Source organism: Aeromonas sp. ASNIH1, assembly GCF_002934285.1.
In the GTDB taxonomy this organism is placed as follows: domain Bacteria; phylum Pseudomonadota; class Gammaproteobacteria; order Enterobacterales; family Aeromonadaceae; genus Aeromonas; species Aeromonas caviae.
In genome coordinates this window covers 1,373,469-1,390,000 of the sequence record NZ_CP026228.1, presented here as the reverse complement: position 1 = coordinate 1,390,000, position 16,532 = coordinate 1,373,469, and the positions used below count along the sequence as shown (strand labels likewise).

11 protein-coding genes, 1 tRNA gene and 3 rRNA genes (1 of these 15 only partly in view) are annotated in these 16,532 nt (G+C 61.3%); 12 read left to right on the top strand and 3 right to left on the bottom strand.

The genetic code is table 11. The annotated features are described in order from the left end of the window. From C2U37_RS06775 to C2U37_RS06725, 11 genes are all read left to right on the top strand, one after another. Positions 1 to 1,530 (top strand): 23S ribosomal RNA (locus tag C2U37_RS06775) (it extends 1,359 nt beyond the left edge of the window). Between the two features lie 83 nt (positions 1,531 to 1,613). After that, a 5S ribosomal RNA gene (gene rrf, locus C2U37_RS06770) occupies positions 1,614 to 1,728 on the top strand. Between the two features lie 47 nt (positions 1,729 to 1,775). Continuing rightward, positions 1,776 to 1,851, top strand: a tRNA-Thr gene (locus tag C2U37_RS06765). A gap of 22 nt (positions 1,852 to 1,873) precedes the next feature. After that, positions 1,874 to 1,988: ribosomal RNA gene (rrf, locus tag C2U37_RS06760) — 5S ribosomal RNA — on the top strand. Positions 1,989 to 2,152: 164 nt separating this feature from the next. Further along, on the top strand, positions 2,153 to 3,118 hold the full coding sequence (ebgR, locus tag C2U37_RS06755) for a transcriptional regulator EbgR (protein ID WP_041214116.1): 966 nt from the start codon (positions 2,153 to 2,155) through the stop codon (positions 3,116 to 3,118). A gap of 321 nt (positions 3,119 to 3,439) precedes the next feature. After that, positions 3,440 to 6,514, top strand: coding sequence for a beta-galactosidase subunit alpha (gene ebgA / locus C2U37_RS06750; RefSeq protein ID WP_103857798.1), 3,075 nt, complete (start codon positions 3,440 to 3,442; stop codon positions 6,512 to 6,514). Further along, a complete protein-coding gene (locus C2U37_RS06745) occupies positions 6,511 to 6,966 on the top strand; it encodes a beta-galactosidase subunit beta (protein WP_103857797.1) in 456 nt (151 codons plus the stop codon). The genes ebgA and C2U37_RS06745 overlap by 4 nt, the downstream gene beginning before the upstream one ends. 102 nt (positions 6,967 to 7,068) lie before the next feature. Beyond that, positions 7,069 to 8,514 carry an amino acid permease gene (locus tag C2U37_RS06740; RefSeq protein ID WP_104452059.1) on the top strand — a complete coding sequence of 482 codons (1,446 nt, stop codon included), beginning with the start codon at positions 7,069 to 7,071 and terminating at the stop codon, positions 8,512 to 8,514. Between the two features lie 62 nt (positions 8,515 to 8,576). Next, entirely contained in the window at positions 8,577 to 8,915 is a 339-nt protein-coding gene (locus C2U37_RS06735; RefSeq protein ID WP_026080427.1) for a tRNA-binding protein, read from the top strand. A gap of 167 nt (positions 8,916 to 9,082) precedes the next feature. Further along, positions 9,083 to 10,528 carry an amino acid permease gene (locus C2U37_RS06730; RefSeq protein WP_104452058.1) on the top strand — a complete coding sequence of 482 codons (1,446 nt, stop codon included), beginning with the start codon at positions 9,083 to 9,085 and terminating at the stop codon, positions 10,526 to 10,528. A 273-nt stretch (positions 10,529 to 10,801) separates the two neighbouring features. Next, positions 10,802 to 11,773, top strand: a complete 972-nt coding sequence (locus C2U37_RS06725) for a bile acid:sodium symporter family protein (RefSeq protein WP_104452057.1) — start codon at positions 10,802 to 10,804, stop codon at positions 11,771 to 11,773. 57 nt (positions 11,774 to 11,830) lie between these two features. Here the strand turns inward: C2U37_RS06725 and ovoA are convergent, their stop codons facing one another. Beyond that, positions 11,831 to 13,978 carry a 5-histidylcysteine sulfoxide synthase gene (ovoA, locus tag C2U37_RS06720; RefSeq protein ID WP_104452056.1) on the bottom strand — a complete coding sequence of 716 codons (2,148 nt, stop codon included), beginning with the start codon at positions 13,976 to 13,978 and terminating at the stop codon, positions 11,831 to 11,833. Positions 13,979 to 14,276: 298 nt separating this feature from the next. On the opposite strand from ovoA, the gene C2U37_RS06715 reads away from it, so the two are divergent. Then, a complete protein-coding gene (locus C2U37_RS06715; RefSeq protein ID WP_104452055.1) occupies positions 14,277 to 14,999 on the top strand; it encodes a head GIN domain-containing protein in 723 nt (240 codons plus the stop codon). A 72-nt stretch (positions 15,000 to 15,071) separates the two neighbouring features. On the opposite strand, the gene C2U37_RS06710 is transcribed toward C2U37_RS06715, so the two are convergent. Further along, positions 15,072 to 15,578: a DinB family protein gene (locus tag C2U37_RS06710; protein WP_104452054.1), complete on the bottom strand. Its 507-nt coding sequence runs from the start codon at positions 15,576 to 15,578 to the stop codon at positions 15,072 to 15,074. A gap of 63 nt (positions 15,579 to 15,641) precedes the next feature. Next, positions 15,642 to 16,490: an S-formylglutathione hydrolase gene (gene fghA / locus C2U37_RS06705; protein ID WP_104452053.1), complete on the bottom strand. Its 849-nt coding sequence runs from the start codon at positions 16,488 to 16,490 to the stop codon at positions 15,642 to 15,644. Positions 16,491 to 16,532: the final 42 nt, after the last annotated feature.

Below are 16,532 nucleotides of genomic sequence, written 5' to 3'. Positions count from 1 at the left end.
ATCGATGGGAAGCAGGTTAATATTCCTGCACGACTTGTAATTGCGATGGGGGGACGGAGAAGGCTAGGTGGGCCAGGCGACGGTTGTCCTGGTGAAAGTGCGTAGGTGGTATCGGTAGGCAAATCCGCTGATACAACACTGAGACACGAGACGAACGCACTACGGTGCGGAAGCCATTGATGCCCTGCTTCCAGGAAAAGCCTCTAAGCTTCAGATTACAAGTCATCGTACCCCAAACCGACACAGGTGGTCGGGTAGAGAATACCAAGGCGCTTGAGAGAACTCGGGTGAAGGAACTAGGCAAAATAGAACCGTAACTTCGGGAGAAGGTTCGCTCTTGATGGTGAAGTCCCTTGCGGATGGAGCTGTCGGGAGTCGCAGTGACCAGATGGCTGGGACTGTTTATCAAAAACACAGCACTCTGCAAACACGAAAGTGGACGTATAGGGTGTGACACCTGCCCGGTGCCGGAAGGTTAATTGATGGGGTTAGCGCAAGCGAAGCTCTTGATCGAAGCCCCGGTAAACGGCGGCCGTAACTATAACGGTCCTAAGGTAGCGAAATTCCTTGTCGGGTAAGTTCCGACCTGCACGAATGGTGTAACCATGGCCATGCTGTCTCCACCCGAGACTCAGTGAAATCGAATTCGCCGTGAAGATGCGGTGTACCCGCGGCTAGACGGAAAGACCCCGTGAACCTTTACTACAGCTTGGCACTGAACATTGAACCTACATGTGTAGGATAGGTGGGAGGCTTTGAAGGCGTGACGCCAGTTGCGCTGGAGCCGTCCTTGAAATACCACCCTTGTATGTTTGATGTTCTAACGCAGGGCCCTGAATCGGGCTCGCGGACAGTGCCTGGTGGGTAGTTTGACTGGGGCGGTCTCCTCCCAAAGAGTAACGGAGGAGCACGAAGGTTGGCTAATCCTGGTCGGACATCAGGAGGTTAGTGCAATGGCATAAGCCAGCTTAACTGCGAGACGGACAGGTCGAGCAGGTACGAAAGTAGGTCATAGTGATCCGGTGGTTCTGAATGGAAGGGCCATCGCTCAACGGATAAAAGGTACTCCGGGGATAACAGGCTGATACCGCCCAAGAGTTCATATCGACGGCGGTGTTTGGCACCTCGATGTCGGCTCATCACATCCTGGGGCTGAAGTCGGTCCCAAGGGTATGGCTGTTCGCCATTTAAAGTGGTACGCGAGCTGGGTTCAGAACGTCGTGAGACAGTTCGGTCCCTATCTGCCGTGGGCGTTGGATGATTGAAGGGAGTTGCTCCTAGTACGAGAGGACCGGAGTGAACGAACCTCTGGTGTTCGGGTTGTCACGCCAGTGGCACTGCCCGGTAGCTAAGTTCGGAATCGATAACCGCTGAAAGCATCTAAGCGGGAAGCGAGCCCTGAGATGAGTCATCCCTGACCCCTTGAGGGTCCTAAAGGGCCGTTGGAGACCACAACGTTGATAGGTGGGGTGTGTAAGCGTAGCGATACGTTGAGCTAACCCATACTAATTACCCGTGAGGCTTAACCATACAACACCCAAGAAGTGTTCAGAGACTTGTAGCAGATACCGAGAACGAATAACTAAATCAGCTTTTTCAGATTGAAGATTTTGCCTGGCGGCAATAGCGCAGTGGAACCACCTGACCCCATGCCGAACTCAGAAGTGAAACGCTGTAGCGCCGATGGTAGTGTGGCATTCGCCATGCGAGAGTAGGACACTGCTAGGCACCCAATTTTAGATTACGCATTGAGCGTGGTCTTTACCGGTTAGTGTGCTGATATGGCTCAGTCGGTAGAGCGCATCCTTGGTAAGGATGAGGTCCCCAGTTCGATTCTGGGTATCAGCACCATTTTCAAGCAGTACAGCTTTTGCCTGACGGCAATAGCGCCGTGGAACCACCTGATCCCATGCCGAACTCAGAAGTGAAACGCGGTAGCGCCGATGGTAGTGTGGCATTCGCCATGCGAGAGTAGGACACTGTCAGGCACCTATTCAGAAGAGGCCTCCCATACGGGAGGCCTTTTTTCATTTCTGTCCTCCCGCCTCAATTCCCTGCTTCTATTTCAGTAAAAATGCTGGGCTATCAAGGGATTGCTCGTTACTCTTTAGCCGTTGCCCGATGAACACGTGATGCTGCCTGCGAGGTATTGATGGCTACGTTGAAGGAAATTGCACAGGAGGCGGGGGTATCGCTTGCTACCGTATCCCGTGTGCTGAACGAGGATCCCAGCCTGAGCGTCAAGGACGAGACCAGGCAGAAGATCTTCGAGATTGCTGAGCGGCTGGAGTACAAGACCAGCAGCGCCCGCAAAGGGGTGCACAAGAGCAAGCTGCAGCTCCTGGCTGTCTACGCCTATCCCCAGAGCACCGAGGTCAACGATCCCTACTATCTGGCCATCCGCTACGGTATCGAGACCCAGTGCACCCGCCTCAACATCGAGCTGGCCCACTGCTACAACGGTGCCGAGGGGCGTGAGCTCTCTGCCGTCGATGGCATCCTGGTCATCGGCCATCTGCCGGAAGAACGGCTGGCCGTGCTGCGCGGCCTGTCTGCCCAGCTGGTGTTCGTGGATTGCCGCTCTCAGGGCGATTTTGACTCGATTGACGTGGATCTGGCACTCATCAGCCAGCAGGTAGTGGACTTCTTCATCGCCGAGGGCCATCAGCGCATCGGCTATATCGGTGGCCAGGATGATGGCCCGGATCTGCGGGAACTCGCCTTTCGCGATTATGGCCAGCGGCTTGGGGTGGTGCAGGAGAGCGACCTCTATCGCGGAGACTTCTCCAGCGCTTCCGGCTACAAGCTGGCGAAGGAGATGCTGGCTGGCGACTGGCCCAGGGCACTGTTTGTCGCCTCCGACTCCATCGCCATCGGCGTGCTGCGTGCCATCCACGAGAAGGGATTGGCGATTCCCCAGCAGATCGAGCTTATCAGCGTCAACGATATTCCGACCGCCAAGTTCACCTTCCCGCCGCTCTCAACGGTGCGGATCCACTCCGAGTTGATGGGCTCCCAGGGGGTCAACCTGCTGGTTGAACGGCTGCGTGACGAGCGGGATATCCCGCTGCGGGTGCTGGTACCGAGCAAATTGACTCTGCGCGGTACTACACGATAATTTTAGTAAAACATCTATGTTTTTAGTCGCGCCATCTTGCGGTGGTGCGACACATCTCCCAAGCAAATCTCTTTCCCATCTCTTCCAGCAAACTCATATCATATTGTTTTATAATTAATTTCATTACAGTTCAGCCCACTGCTATCAACATCCATGCCACTCATTCATATCTTGCTCTCCTTTATCTCCCGCTTCTGATCTCGCTCACAAAACCATCTGTTCATTGTGATCAGGTTAAAACTTTACCTATTCAGAACTGATATTTAGTAAATGTTTATCTAGAGTTTACCCAGTTAACGTTGCCTTGTTCCGGGAGGACATGTGAATAACTGGGAAAACGTCCAATTCGTTGGTGAAAACAGGCTGGCTCCGCGCGCCTACTTCTTCTCTTATGCCGACCACGCGCTGGCGGCCACCATGCAGCGGGAGCTGAGCCGCCGTTTTCTGAGCCTGAGCGGTCAGTGGCAGTTCCACTACTTCGACCACCCCTTGCAGGTGCCGGAGGCCTTCTATCACAGCCCCATGAGCGAGTGGGGCCAGATCACCGTGCCCAACATGTGGCAGATGGAAGGGCATGGCCAGCTGCAGTACACCGACGAAGGTTTTCCCTTCCCCATCGATGTGCCCTTCGTGCCGACCAACAACCCCACCGGCGCCTATCAGCGCAGCTTCACGCTGAGCCCTGCCTGGGACGGCGAGCAGGTGATCATCAAGTTTGACGGGGTGGAGACCTACTTCGAGGTCTATGTGAACGGCCACTACGTCGGCTTCAGCAAGGGGAGTCGTCTCACCGCCGAGTTCGATATAAGCGCCTACGCCAAGGTTGGCGAGAACCTGCTGTCGGTGCGGGTGATGCAGTGGGCTGACTCCACCTATATCGAAGATCAGGACATGTGGTGGATGGCGGGGATCTTCCGCGACGTCTATCTGGTGGGCAAACCGGCCGCCCATGTGCAGGACTTCTTCATCCGCACCGCGCTGGCCGATGACAATCAGAGCGCTACCCTGAGCTGCGATATCCAGCTCGAGAACCTGGGGGCGGCCGCCCGTGATCACCGTCTGGTTTGGTCCCTGCTGGATCAGGGCAGCGAGATCGCCAGCGGCTCCCTCGACCATCTCGCCATCGACGGCAAGTGTGATTGCCGCTTCACGCTGGATCTGGCCAATCCCCATCTGTGGAGCGCCGAAGATCCTTACCTCTACCAGCTGCAACTCTCCCTCTACAACGGTCGGGGTGAGCTGCTGGAAGTGATCCCGCAGCGGGTCGGGGTGCGTGAGATCAAGGTCAAGGATGGCCTCTTTTACGTCAATGGCCACTACCTCAAGTTGCACGGGGTGAACCGCCACGACAACGACCACCTCAAGAGCCGTGCGGTCGGCATGGATCGTGTTGAACGCGATATCGTGCTGATGAAGCAGCACAACCTCAACTCGGTACGTACCGCCCACTACCCGAACGATCCTCGCTTCTACGAGCTGTGCGACCAGTACGGTCTGTTCGTGATGGCGGAGACCGACGTGGAGACTCACGGTTTTGCCAACGTCGGCGATCTCAGCCGCATCACCGACGATCCCTTCTGGGAGCCGGTGTTCGTGGATCGCATAGAGCGCCACGTACACGCCCAGAAAAACCACCCCTCCATCATCATCTGGTCGCTCGGCAACGAGTCCGGCTACGGCTGCAACATCAGATCCATGTACCAGCGCTGCAAGGGGATCGACCCGACCCGGCTGGTGCACTACGAAGAGGATCGCGATGCCGAGGTGGTGGATGTGGTGAGCACCATGTATTCCCGTGTCTCCCAGATGAACTGCTTCGGCGAGTTCCCGATGGCGAAGCCGCGCATCCTCTGCGAATACGCCCACGCCATGGGCAACGGCCCGGGTGGCCTCAGCGAATATCAGCAGGTGTTCGACCGTCATCCCCACATTCAAGGCCACTACATCTGGGAGTGGTGCGATCACGGCATTCTGGATCAGGACGAGCAGGGGCGCCCCGTTTACAAGTACGGCGGTGACTATGGTGATTACCCCAACAACTACAACTTCTGCATGGATGGCCTCATCTATCCGGATCAGACCCCAGGGCCTGGCCTGCGCGAATACAAGCAGGTGATCTGTCCGGTCAAGGTGCGGGCGCTGGATCTGGCGAGCGGCAAGCTGGCGGTGGAAAACCGCTACTGGTTCTCCACTCTCGACGATATCCGCCTGCTGGTCGAAGTGAAGGCCGAGGGCGAGCTGCTGGCCAGCCAGCAAATCCGGCTGGAAGGGGTTGCTCCCGGTGCCACCACTGAGCTGCAACTCGAGCTGCCATCCCTTGATGGGCGGGAAACCTTCGTCCAGCTGCGGGTCATCAAGGCCACTGCCACCCGTTACAGCGCGGCGGAGCACGAACTGGGTCAGTACCAGTTCCAGCTGAAAGAGTCGACTCGTCAGTTGCAGCCCTTTGCCAATCCCAATGCCACCCCATTGCAGATTGCCGACGAGCGGCTCGCGCTGACCTTGAGCGGCAGCGGCTTCGCCCTGCGCTTCTCACGCCTCGACGGCAAGCTGGTGAGCTGGCAGCAGGATGGTAATGAGCTTATCGAGCGAGCCCCGCGCCTCACCTTCTTCAAGCCGATGATCGACAACCACAAGCAGGAGTACGAGAGCCTGTGGCACCCGAACCACCTGCAGATCATGCAGGAGCACTTCCGCACCTTAAGCTGGCGTCAGCTGGGCGAGGCGGTCGAGGTGACGGTCGAGAGCCTGATCGCGCCGCCGGTGTTCGACTTCGGTATGCGCTGCCGCTACGTCTACACCCTGAGCCCGAACGGTCAGCTGCACGTGGCACTGTCCGGTCAGCCCTACGGCGGTTATGACGACATCATTCCCAAGATCGGCTTCGAGCTGGGCATTCGTCAGGATCTCGACCGGGTGCACTACTACGGTATGGGGCCGGACGAGAACTATCAGGACAGCCGCCAGAGCAACTGGATCGACAGCTTCCAGAGCACAGTCGGCGAGATGTGGGAGCACTACCCCTTCCCACAGGATAACGGCAACCGCCAGCAGGTGCGCTGGGCGACCCTAACCAACCGTCACGGCGCCGGTCTCTACGTGCGACCCGATGCCCCCATCAACCTGAGCGTCTGGCCCTACAGCTGGGAGCATATCCACGCGGCGCAGCACATCAATGAGCTGGAGCCGAGTGGTTATCTCACCCTCAATCTGGATCACAAGGTACTGGGGCTCGGCTCCAACTCCTGGGGATCCGAGGTACTGGACTCCTGGCGGGTGCGCTTCGAGCCGTTCAGCTTCGGTTTGACCCTGCTGCCCATCTCCCGTGGCAACCTCAATCCGGCTGCGCTGGCCGGGCTCGATCTCACCATCAACGGCGGGAGGAACCTCGCATGATCACCCTGGACAACCTGACCCTGTTCAAAAACATCTACCGAGAGGGCAAGAAGTGGGGCCGCTGCGTGGAGGCCATCAACAACCTGCCGAACCTCAAGCCCGGAATCTGCCACTCCATCGGTGACTCCCTCACCTACCGCTTGCAGGAGGGGGCCAGCCCGGCCACCTCGTTGTTCGAGGGGCAGCGCCGCTACTTCGACGTTCACTACTACCTGGAAGGAGCAGAGACGGTGGAGTGGGCCCTCAAGTCGGAGCTGGCGGTCGAGCAGGCCTATGACGACACCACAGACCGCGAGTGGCTGGCAGGCGAGGTGCGTGAGCGCCAGCAGGTCGGCAACGGGCAGGTGGTGATCTTCGAGAACGACGAGGCTTACCGGTTCGCAGGCGACAGCCCGGTGCACAAGGTGATCATCAAGGTCACCGTCGAAGGCGGCTACTTCAAAAACAAATAACAAGCCGCCGGTTCTGCACTGACAAAAGCCGGAAGGGCGGGGCTCGCCCTACACATCATGCCCCGCCCATTCGCGAGATAACTACAGGTCTGGAGATGCACCATGTCTGATTCCAAACGCAATACGATAGGCAAGTTTGGTCTGCTGTCGCTCACCTTCGCGGCGGTATTCAGCTTCAACAACGTCATCAACAACAACATCGAGATCGGTCTGGCCTCGGCCCCGATGTTCTTTCTGGCCACCATTTTTTACTTCATTCCGTTTTGCCTGATCATTGCGGAGTTTGTGTCACTGAACAAAAACTCCGAAGCGGGGGTGTATGCCTGGGTGAAGAGCTCCCTCGGCGGGCGCTGGGCCTTTATCTCCGCCTACACCTACTGGTTCGTGAACCTCTTCTTCTTTACCTCCTTGCTGCCGCGGGTCATCGCCTACGCCTCCTATGCCTTCCTCGGCTACGAGTACATTCTCACTCCGGTGGCGACCACGGCCTTGAGCATGGTGCTGTTTGCCTTTGCCACCTACGTCTCCACCAACGGCGCCAAGATGCTGGGCCCCATCACCTCGGTGACCTCGTCCCTGATGCTGCTGCTGACCCTCTCCTACATTCTGCTGGCAGGTGCGGCACTGGCGGGCGGCGTGCAGTCAGCCGACCCCATCACGGTGGAGGCCATGGTCCCCGATTTCAGCTGGGCCTTCCTCGGCATCACCACCTGGATCTTTATGGCAGCCGGTGGCGCCGAGTCGGTGGCGGTCTACGTCAATGACGTGAAAGGGGGCTCCAAGTCCTTCGTCAAGGTGATCATCGTCGCCGGGATCTTTATCGGGGTGCTCTACTCCATCGCATCGCTTTTGATCAACGTCTTCGTCCATAGCGATACCCTGAAATATACCGGCGGCTCGGTGCAGGTGTTCGAGGGGCTGGCGGCCTACTTCGGCCTGCCGGAGATCCTGATGAACCGCTTCGTCGGGCTGGTCTCCTTCACCGCCATGTTCGGCTCCCTGCTGATGTGGACGGCGACCCCGGTGAAGATCTTCTTCTCCGAGATCCCGGCCGGCATCTTCGGCAAGAAGACGGTCGAGCTGAACGAGCACGGCGTGCCCGCCCGCGCAGCCTGGATCCAGTACCTCATCGTGCTGCCGCTGATGGTGATCCCGACCCTGGGCTCCAACACAGCGCAGGATCTGATGAACACCGTCATCAACATGACCGCTGCCGCCTCCATGCTGCCGCCGCTGTTCATCATGCTGGCCTACCTCAATCTGCGGCTGAAGCTCGACCACCTGCCGCGGGAGTTCAGGATGGGTTCGCGCACCACCGGCATCGCCGTGGTCTCGGTGCTGATCGTCCTCTTCTCGGTGGGCTTCCTCGCCTCCACCTTCCCGACCGGCGCCGACATCATGACCATCATCTTCTACAACGTCGGCGGGATCGTGATCTTCCTCGGCTTCGCCTGGTGGAAATACAACCGATACGAGGCCTCCCTCAGCGCCGAAGCGCGCGCGAAAGAGGCCGAGCCAGCGGCGCAGGTCGTCATCCAGCCGTCATGACCCCGTCAAACCGGGTGGCCGTTGGCCACCCGCAAACCGTTGAACCAGAAAAGGAAAAGTGCATGAGCGAGACGATCGAGTTTGCCGAATTCAAGCGGGTCGAGATGAAGGTGGGCAAGGTGCTGGAGGTGGTGCGTCACCCCGGGGCCGACAAACTCTACATCGTCCAGATCGACGTGGGGGGCGAGCGGCCGCTGCAGACCGTCACCAGTCTGGTGCCTTACTACAGCGAAGAGGAGCTGATGGGCAGCGAGGTGGTGGTGCTGACCAACTTGAAACCCACCAGGATGCGCGGCGAGCGCTCCGAGTGCATGTTGCTCTGCGCCGAGACCCCGGACGAGAGCCAGAGCGTGCTGTTGCAGCCTCGGGTGCCGATGGCGCCGGGCACTCCGATCGTCTGAATGGTATTGCGAGCTGGTGCGGTGAGATTGCACCGGTTCACCAACGAGGCCGCCCACGCGGCCCGATCACAACAAGAGAGTAGCGGGCGGGGCCGACTGACCCTTGCCAAACACATCACAGAGTCACAGCGTTACCCGCAGGGAGCGCGAGTCCACTGGAGGACACCATGTCTGAATCCGTACGCGGCACCATAGGCAAGTTTGCCCTGTTGTCGATGACCTTTGCCGCCGTGTTCAACGTGCGCAACATCGTCAACAACAACATCGAGCTGGGGCTCAGCTCCGCCCCCATCTTCCTGCTGGCGACCCTCGTCTACTTCATCCCGTTCGTCTTCATCATCGCCGAGTTCGTTTCGGCCAACAAAAACTCCGAGTCGGGGATGTACGACTGGCTCAAGAAGCCGCTCGGCACCCGGCTGGCCTATCTGGGCTCGTTTCTCTACTGGTTCGTGAACCTGTTCTGGTTCGTCTCCCTGCTGCCCAACGTCATCGCCTACGCCTCCTACGCCATGCTGGGCTATGAGTACAGCTTCTCGCCCATGGTCACCTCGGTCATCTCCATCGTGCTGTTTGCGGCGGCGACCCACATCTCCACCAAGGGGGCGAGCTGGCTCGGCAAGATTGCCGAAATAGTGGCCTACGGGGTATTTGCCCTGTTCGCCATCTATGTGCTGGGCGCCCTGATGGCTTTGAGTGGCGATCATGTGCCGGCCCAGCCCATTACCCTGGAGGCGATGACTCCCACCGTCAACTGGGCGACCCTCGGCATCATGTGCTGGATCTTCCAGGCGGCGGGCGGTGCCGAGACCGCGGCGGCCTACCTCAATGACGTCAAAGGGGGCCAGAAGTCCTTTATCAAGGTGATCATCAGCGCGGGTATCGTCATCGGTGCCATGTATGCGGTCGGTTCCCTGCTGGTGAACGTGTTCGTGCCGCGCGAGAGCCTCACCTATGCTGGCGGCATGGTGGAGATCTTCACCGGCATGGCGCAGTATTTCGGGCTCTCCGAGGCGCTGGTGGGCCGCTTCGTCGGCGTGGTGCTGTTTATCGCCATGTTCGGCTCCATGATGATGTGGACCTCGGCGCCGGTGAAGATCCACTTCTCCGAGATCCCCCAGGGGGTTTACGGCGAGAAAACCACCCAGCTGAACGAGCACGGCGTGCCAGTGCGCGCCGCCTGGTGGCAGTTTGTCTTCGTATTCGTGATGCTGGTGGTCAACGGCTTCGGCTCGGAATCGGTGCAGCAGATGATGAACACCGCCATCAACCTCACCGCCGGTACCGCCATGCTGCCGCCGATCTTCATCATGGTGGCCTACTTCGTGTTTCGCTGGAAACATGACGATACCCCCCGTGACTTCCGCATGGGATCGCGCACCTTCGGGATGGCGGTGGTGTCGGTGCTGATCGCCATCTTCGTGGTGAGCATGAGCGCCTCCGCCTTCCCGGCCGGGGTGGATCTGGTGCGCGCCTTCTTCATCAACGTCTTCATGACGGCGGTCTTCTCGGCGCTGGCCTACTGGTGGATCTCCCGTTTCGAGAAGCGGCAGGCCAGCAAGTCAGGTGGCAACGAGAAAAAAGCGGGCAGCGGCCCCCTGGCCAGCCAGCGCTGACCGGCATGTGGCAAACAGGAGACGGGCGGCCTTGGTCGCCCGTTTTTTGTTGGCCGGATCCGGGGCCGGAGGGGCAAACTCGTTTAGTTTTGCTGTGAGAATGTGCGTTATCGTTTAACAAAATGAAACAAATGAGGCTGCCGCTCAACTTTGCACCACAGGGTGTTCGGGGTAAGCTTGTCCCTTCGTATCCGGGGTCGCAGTCTGATGACGCCTTCCCCGTGCCCTGTCGTCCCCATCCCGTGCGGGACGCGCTTTCTCTGGAGACTCCCCGTGCGTCTGGATCCCTTTACCTCTGTACTGATTGTGGTGGTCGCGCTGGCCTCCTTCTTCCCCTGCGAGGGGCAGGTGGCCGTCTGGTTTGGTCTGCTGACCAAGCTGGCGGTGGCGCTGCTCTTCTTCATGCATGGTGCCAAGCTGTCGCGCCAGAACCTGATGGCGGGCCTCGGCCACTGGCGGCTGCACCTGGTGGTGATGGCGAGCACCTTCCTGCTCTTCCCGCTGCTGGGGCTGCTGCTCACGCCCCTGGTGCCCCAGTGGCTGAGCCCGGCCATCTATCTCGGCTTCCTCTACCTGTGCGCCCTGCCCGCCACCGTGCAATCGGCCATTGCCTTCACCTCCATGGCGGGGGGCAATGTGTCGGCGGCGGTGTGCAGCGCCTCGGCCTCCAGCATCCTCGGCATCTTCCTCTCGCCGGTGTTGGTAGGGCTGATGATCAATGTGCAGGGGGAGGGGGTCGATACCTGGCACTCCATTCAGGCCATCATGGTGCAGCTGATGCTGCCCTTCGTGGTGGGCCACCTGTCACGCCCCCTCATCGGTCGCTGGGTCGACAGCCATCGCCCGCTCATCGGCAAGCTGGACCAGAGCTCCATCCTGCTGGTGGTCTATGTGGCCTTCAGCGAGGCGGTGGTGCAGGGGATCTGGCACCAGGTCGGCTGGTATGATTTGGCCAGTATCGTGCTGCTGAGCTGCGTGCTGCTGGCACTGGTGCTGGGGTGGAACGTCTGGATCAGCCGTCGCCTCGGTTTCAACAGGGCGGACGAGATCACCATCGTCTTCTGTGGCTCCAAGAAGAGCCTGGCCAACGGGGTGCCCATGGCCAACGTCATGTTCCCCGCCGCCAGCGTCGGTGTCATGGTGCTGCCGCTGATGATCTTCCACCAGATCCAGCTGATGGTGTGCGCCGTGCTGGCCCGCCGCTACCGCGAGCAGGAGGCCCTGCCCCAGGTACAGGAGGGGTAAGCGGTCCGGATAAAGAAGAGGGAGGCCATGGGCCTCCCTCTTTCGTTTGCCGCGTCGTCAGCGTTTGCGCCAGACGGTGAGCTGAGCCACCGTGTGCTGGTACTTGCGGGCGGTCTCGCGGATGACGAAGGGGACGTCCCTCGGGGGCATGTGCTCCTCGAACTCCTCCGCCAGCAGCCGTTGCAGCGCCTGATAGGTGCCGAGGGCCTCGCCGTTTTCCCGGATGCCGCCGAGCCAGTTGGCCTTGGGGGTGTAGTCGGTCAGCCAGGTGTAGGGGCTGGTGAGCACCAGCAGGCCGCCGCTGCGAAGGCGCGGCGCAATGTCCCGCAGGAAGCGGGCGGGCTCCCGCAGTCGGTCGATGAGGTTGGAGGCGAGCACCAGATCGTAGTCGCCGTACTTGGGCTTGAGGTTGCAGGCATCCCCCTGGCTGAAGTGGACCCGCTCGCTCTGCTCGCGACCAAGCTCGTGGCGGGAGAGGCGCGCCTCGCAATATTCCACCAGATCCCCTTCCACCGGCACCGCATAGCGGAAGCTGTCCTGTCTTGCCAGGGTCAGGGCCACGTCGATGAAGCGGGCCGAGTAGTCCACCCCGTCCACGTGGGCGAAGCGGCGAGCCAGTTCGAAGCTGGCGCGGCCGGTGGCGCAGCCGATATCCAGCGCCCGCTCATGGCGGCCGCAGAGCTCGCTGGCAAGACCGGCCAGAGCCTCGGCGTAGTTGGCGACCCCGAAGTGGCTCGGGCCGTACTGGAAGTCGAGGTACTGAGCGACGAGCGTGTCGGTTTCATAAGGATTCACGATGACGGGCTCCTGATGGCGTGAGACCAGGTAGCGGAAGCCCGCGTGCTGGAAGAAGTGGCGACGGAAGGCGTAGCGGGAGGACTTGAGCGCCTCGTTGCCGGTGCTGATCCAGCTCCCGCCCTTGATGAGGGTGTGCTTGCCGTCGAAGGTGGGGGTGGAGAAGTCGTCGTAGAGGGGGTGCACCTTGAACCCCTCGAAGCCGTCGATGGCGGTGCTGGTCCACTGCCAGACGTTGCCCACCAGATCGAAGAAGCTGCCCTGGGGGCAGGCATCCACCGGGCAGGAGGAGGCGAAGCGTGCCAGGTTGATGTTGCCGGGGGCCTCCATCCAGTCCGGCTGATCGCCGGCCAGTTGCTCCCGCAGCAGCATCCACTCCCCCTCGCTTGGCAACTGGACGGGCAGGCCGGTCTGATCCGCCTTCCAGCGGCAGAAGGCGGCGGCCTCCAGCTGGTTCACCTCCACCGGCCAGTCCCAGGGCATGGGGACCTGCTCGGTCATCAGCCGCAGTTGCAACTGCTCGGGTTCATTGGGATCGCCGACCCAGAAGGTGGGCATGCGGGCGTTGGCATACTGGCGCCAGCCCCGGCCCTCGTCGTCCCACCAGGCGGGCGCTTCATATCCGCCCGCCTGCACGAAGGCCAGGTATTCGGCGTTGCTCACCAGCATGCGGCTGGCCTGGAAGGGGGCCAGCTCGATGTGGCGCTCGCCGTATTCGTTGTCCCAGCCGTAGGTGGCATCCTGTTTGCCGAGACGCACCTGGCCGCCGGCCACCGGCAGCAGGGTGTTGACGGGGACGGCGGCGAGATCGTGGCGCGCCTCGGGGCAGACCGGCCACTGGGGCTGGCTGCGCACCCAGGCCAGGGGCAGCTGGCGGATCAGCACGCTGGAGGTCTCGAGGTGGATGCGCTCGTGCTCTATGCCCATCAGGATGACCCAGGCCGGGCTTTGCCAATGGATGGGCAGCTCGATCGGCATTCGCTCGATGAAATCACACACCAGATCCCGCACCCGGCCGCGGTAGGCGCGCAGTTCGGCCACAGTGGGCCAGTCGTAGTGGGTTTCGTCCAGATCGTCCCAGCTCATCTCGTCCACCCCGATGGCGACCAGGGCCTCGATGCGGGGGTCGATCCGACCCTCGATGAGACGGGCCGCCAGCAGCTTGTTGACGAAGAAGGCGGCGGTATGGCCGTAGTAGAAGATGAGCGGGTGGCGTAGGGGGATCGCCTTGTTGAACCAGGCCCGCTCGTCGGCCAGGCAGTCGAACAGCGAGTCGTAGAGATCGAAGGTCTGGCAGAAGTAGGCGAGGAGCTCGCGGCGCTTGTGGTCGGGATCGTCGCCGGTCAGCAGCGGGGTGCGGGTGGGGGCAGGCAGGCCCGGATGAACGAATGAGTGGCTGGCTTGGGTCACGCTCTGACTCCTTGTTGATTCTGGCGGGTGAAGCAGCGATGGAGTGCTCTATACGCACCAGGTATCACTATTGGCTCAACGAACCGGGGCGGCAACCAAAAAAATGGGTCAACGCCCTCCTTCGGGTGTGGTCAGATTGACCAGATTGTGGTCTGAATGACTCTTTGTTATGGACCCTTCGAGCCTCGAAATATTGAAATGGATAGATAAATCATGATGTTAGCCATATGGCACAGGGTTTGCTTATTGCCACTCACCTGCCGCGCCGTGCGGCAAAGAGGAAACGAGGAGTAGCGGGATGAAATGGATGCTGGGAGTGGTGCTGGCCCTGGGACTGACCGGATGCAGCTGGCAGGATGACGTCAAGGTGCGCGGGGAGGGGGCCGTGGTGGAGCAGCAGCATCCCCTTGGGCATGCGGTGACCCGGGTGTTGGCGGGCGTGCCCGCCAACCTGTACCTGGTGGCGGGAGAGAGCCACACCCTCAAGGTCAAGGGGGAGGCCAACCTGCTGCCCTATCTGGTACTCACCGAGAAGGGGGAGAAGCTGGAGATCGAGGTCAAGGATGGCTACCGGCTCGACCCCACCCAGCCGCTGGAGATCACCATCACCCTGCCGACGCTGCACGAGTTGGCACTGGCGGGGGTTGGCAACGGCGCCTTGCGCGACTTCAAGGGGGATGATCTGGTGCTCTCCCTGGCGGGCACGGGGGACATCGTCGCCAGCGGGCTGACGCTGGATCGGCTGGAGGGCAACATCGCCGGGCTGGGCAACCTGGATCTGGGGCAGGGCTCCGCCCGGGTGATGACGCTGAACATTGCCGGCGCTGGTGGCGTCAAGGGGGCCGGGCTCACCAGCGAGGAGGTCGAGGTGAGCATCGCCGGTAGTGGCGAGGTCGAGGTGCGGGCCCAGTCGCAGCTCAAGATAGAGATCGCCGGTGCCGGTGCGGTCAACTACTGGGGCAGCCCAGCGCTGACCAGCGAGATCGCGGGTTCGGGTCAGGTGAGCCGGTTGGGGAGCTGATCCCATCACCGCAACAATGAAAAAGGCCCCTCGGGGCCTTTTTTGCAGGATACGACACTGTTGAGCGACGCCTCACTCGAGGGGGAGTGCGAGGCCCAGATCGGCGTTCAGGCGCATCAGCAGCCACTGCATGCCGGCGAGGTGCTGGTGGTCATGGCTGACGAGCAGGCGCACCAGACCGTCCAGGGTCACCTCCCCATAGCCGCCATAGCGGGCGCGGCGCTGCCAGGCGTCGGACGGCACCTTCTTCAGCCATTCGACGGTCTGCAGGCGGGCGGTGCGAAACCGGTCGAGCTGCCTGGCGGTATCCTGCCGGGGGTAATCATGGTCCAGCGCCAGCTGATAGCCATCGAGGGAGGCGAGTTCCGGCAGGCTTTCCGCCAGGGTGCGACGAAACCGCACCTGATAGCCCAGCACTTCGATGTCCAGCAGGTGGCAGAGGTGCCCCCTGGCACTGAAACGCTCGGAGGGGATCCCGGCCCAGTTGGCGGGTTCCCAGTCCAGACGGTCGGTGGGGACCTGTGCCAGCAGCCGCTCGAACTGGTCCGGCATGGCCAGCAATGTGGTGAAGAGAGGCATCCTTGTCTCCTGTTTCCGGGTGAATGGCCGCCCGCTGACGGGTCGGACACGAGCGGGTCAGCCTCAGGCCGGTTCGCCCAGATGGCGGGCGTGGAAGCGCAGGTGCGCCTCGATGAAGCTCGCCACGAAGTAGTAGCTGTGGTCGTAGCCGGGGTGACGGTTGAGCTCGAGGGGCCAGCCCTTGGTACCGGCCACCTCGGCCAGGGTATCGATGCCGAGCTGCTCCGCCAGGAAGGGGTCGTCCAGCCCCACGTCCACCAGGGTCGGCAGGGGCGGGCTGTCGTGATGGCGCAGCAGCTGGCAGGCATCCCACTCCTGCCACAGCAAGGGGTTGTTGCCGAGGTAGGCGCCGAGCGCCTTTTGGCCCCAGGGGCAGCGGCTCGGGTGGCTGATGGGGCTGAAGGCCGACACCGAGCGGTAGCGACCGGGCTCGCGCAGGGCGGCGATCAGCGCACCGTGGCCCCCCATGGAGTGGCCGCTGATGGCGCGCTTCGTCGAGACCGGGAAGTGGGTCTCGATGAGATCGGGCAGCTCCCGGGTGACGTAATCGTACATCTGGTAGTGGTCGCGCCAGGGGTGCTGGGTGGCGTTGACGTAGAAGCCAGCCCCCATGCCGAGGTCGTAGCCGGGATCGTCCGCCACCCCCTCGCCGCGGGGGCTGGTGTCCGGTGCCACCAGGGCGATGCCGAGCTCGGCGGCGATGCGCTGGGCTCCCGCCTTCTGCATGAAGTTCTCGTCGGTGCAGGTGAGGCCGGAGAGCCAGTAGAGCACGGGCACCTTCTGGCCGGTGAGGGCTCGGGGTGGCAGATAGATGGCGAAGCGCATCTCGCAATCGAGCACATTGGAGCGGTGGCGATACTGCTTGTGCCAGCCGTCGAAGCTCTTGTTGCTGCTGATGATGTCCAGATTCATCGAAGGACTCCTTCCCCCGCCCATGTATCGATGGGCGGGGCG

Bases quoted from the DNA above. Each gene is read 5' to 3' on its own strand.
- fghA (WP_104452053.1), bottom strand. From the start codon at position 16,490: ATGAATCTGGACATCATCAGCAGCAACAAGAGCTTCGACGGCTGGCAC.
- ebgR (WP_041214116.1), top strand. From the start codon at position 2,153: ATGGCTACGTTGAAGGAAATTGCACAGGAGGCGGGGGTATCGCTTGCT.
- C2U37_RS06730 (WP_104452058.1), top strand. From the start codon at position 9,083: ATGTCTGAATCCGTACGCGGCACCATAGGCAAGTTTGCCCTGTTGTCG.
- C2U37_RS06735 (WP_026080427.1), top strand. From the start codon at position 8,577: ATGAGCGAGACGATCGAGTTTGCCGAATTCAAGCGGGTCGAGATGAAG.
- C2U37_RS06715 (WP_104452055.1), top strand. From the start codon at position 14,277: ATGAAATGGATGCTGGGAGTGGTGCTGGCCCTGGGACTGACCGGATGC.
- C2U37_RS06710 (WP_104452054.1), bottom strand. From the start codon at position 15,578: ATGCCTCTCTTCACCACATTGCTGGCCATGCCGGACCAGTTCGAGCGG.
- C2U37_RS06740 (WP_104452059.1), top strand. From the start codon at position 7,069: ATGTCTGATTCCAAACGCAATACGATAGGCAAGTTTGGTCTGCTGTCG.
- C2U37_RS06745 (WP_103857797.1), top strand. From the start codon at position 6,511: ATGATCACCCTGGACAACCTGACCCTGTTCAAAAACATCTACCGAGAG.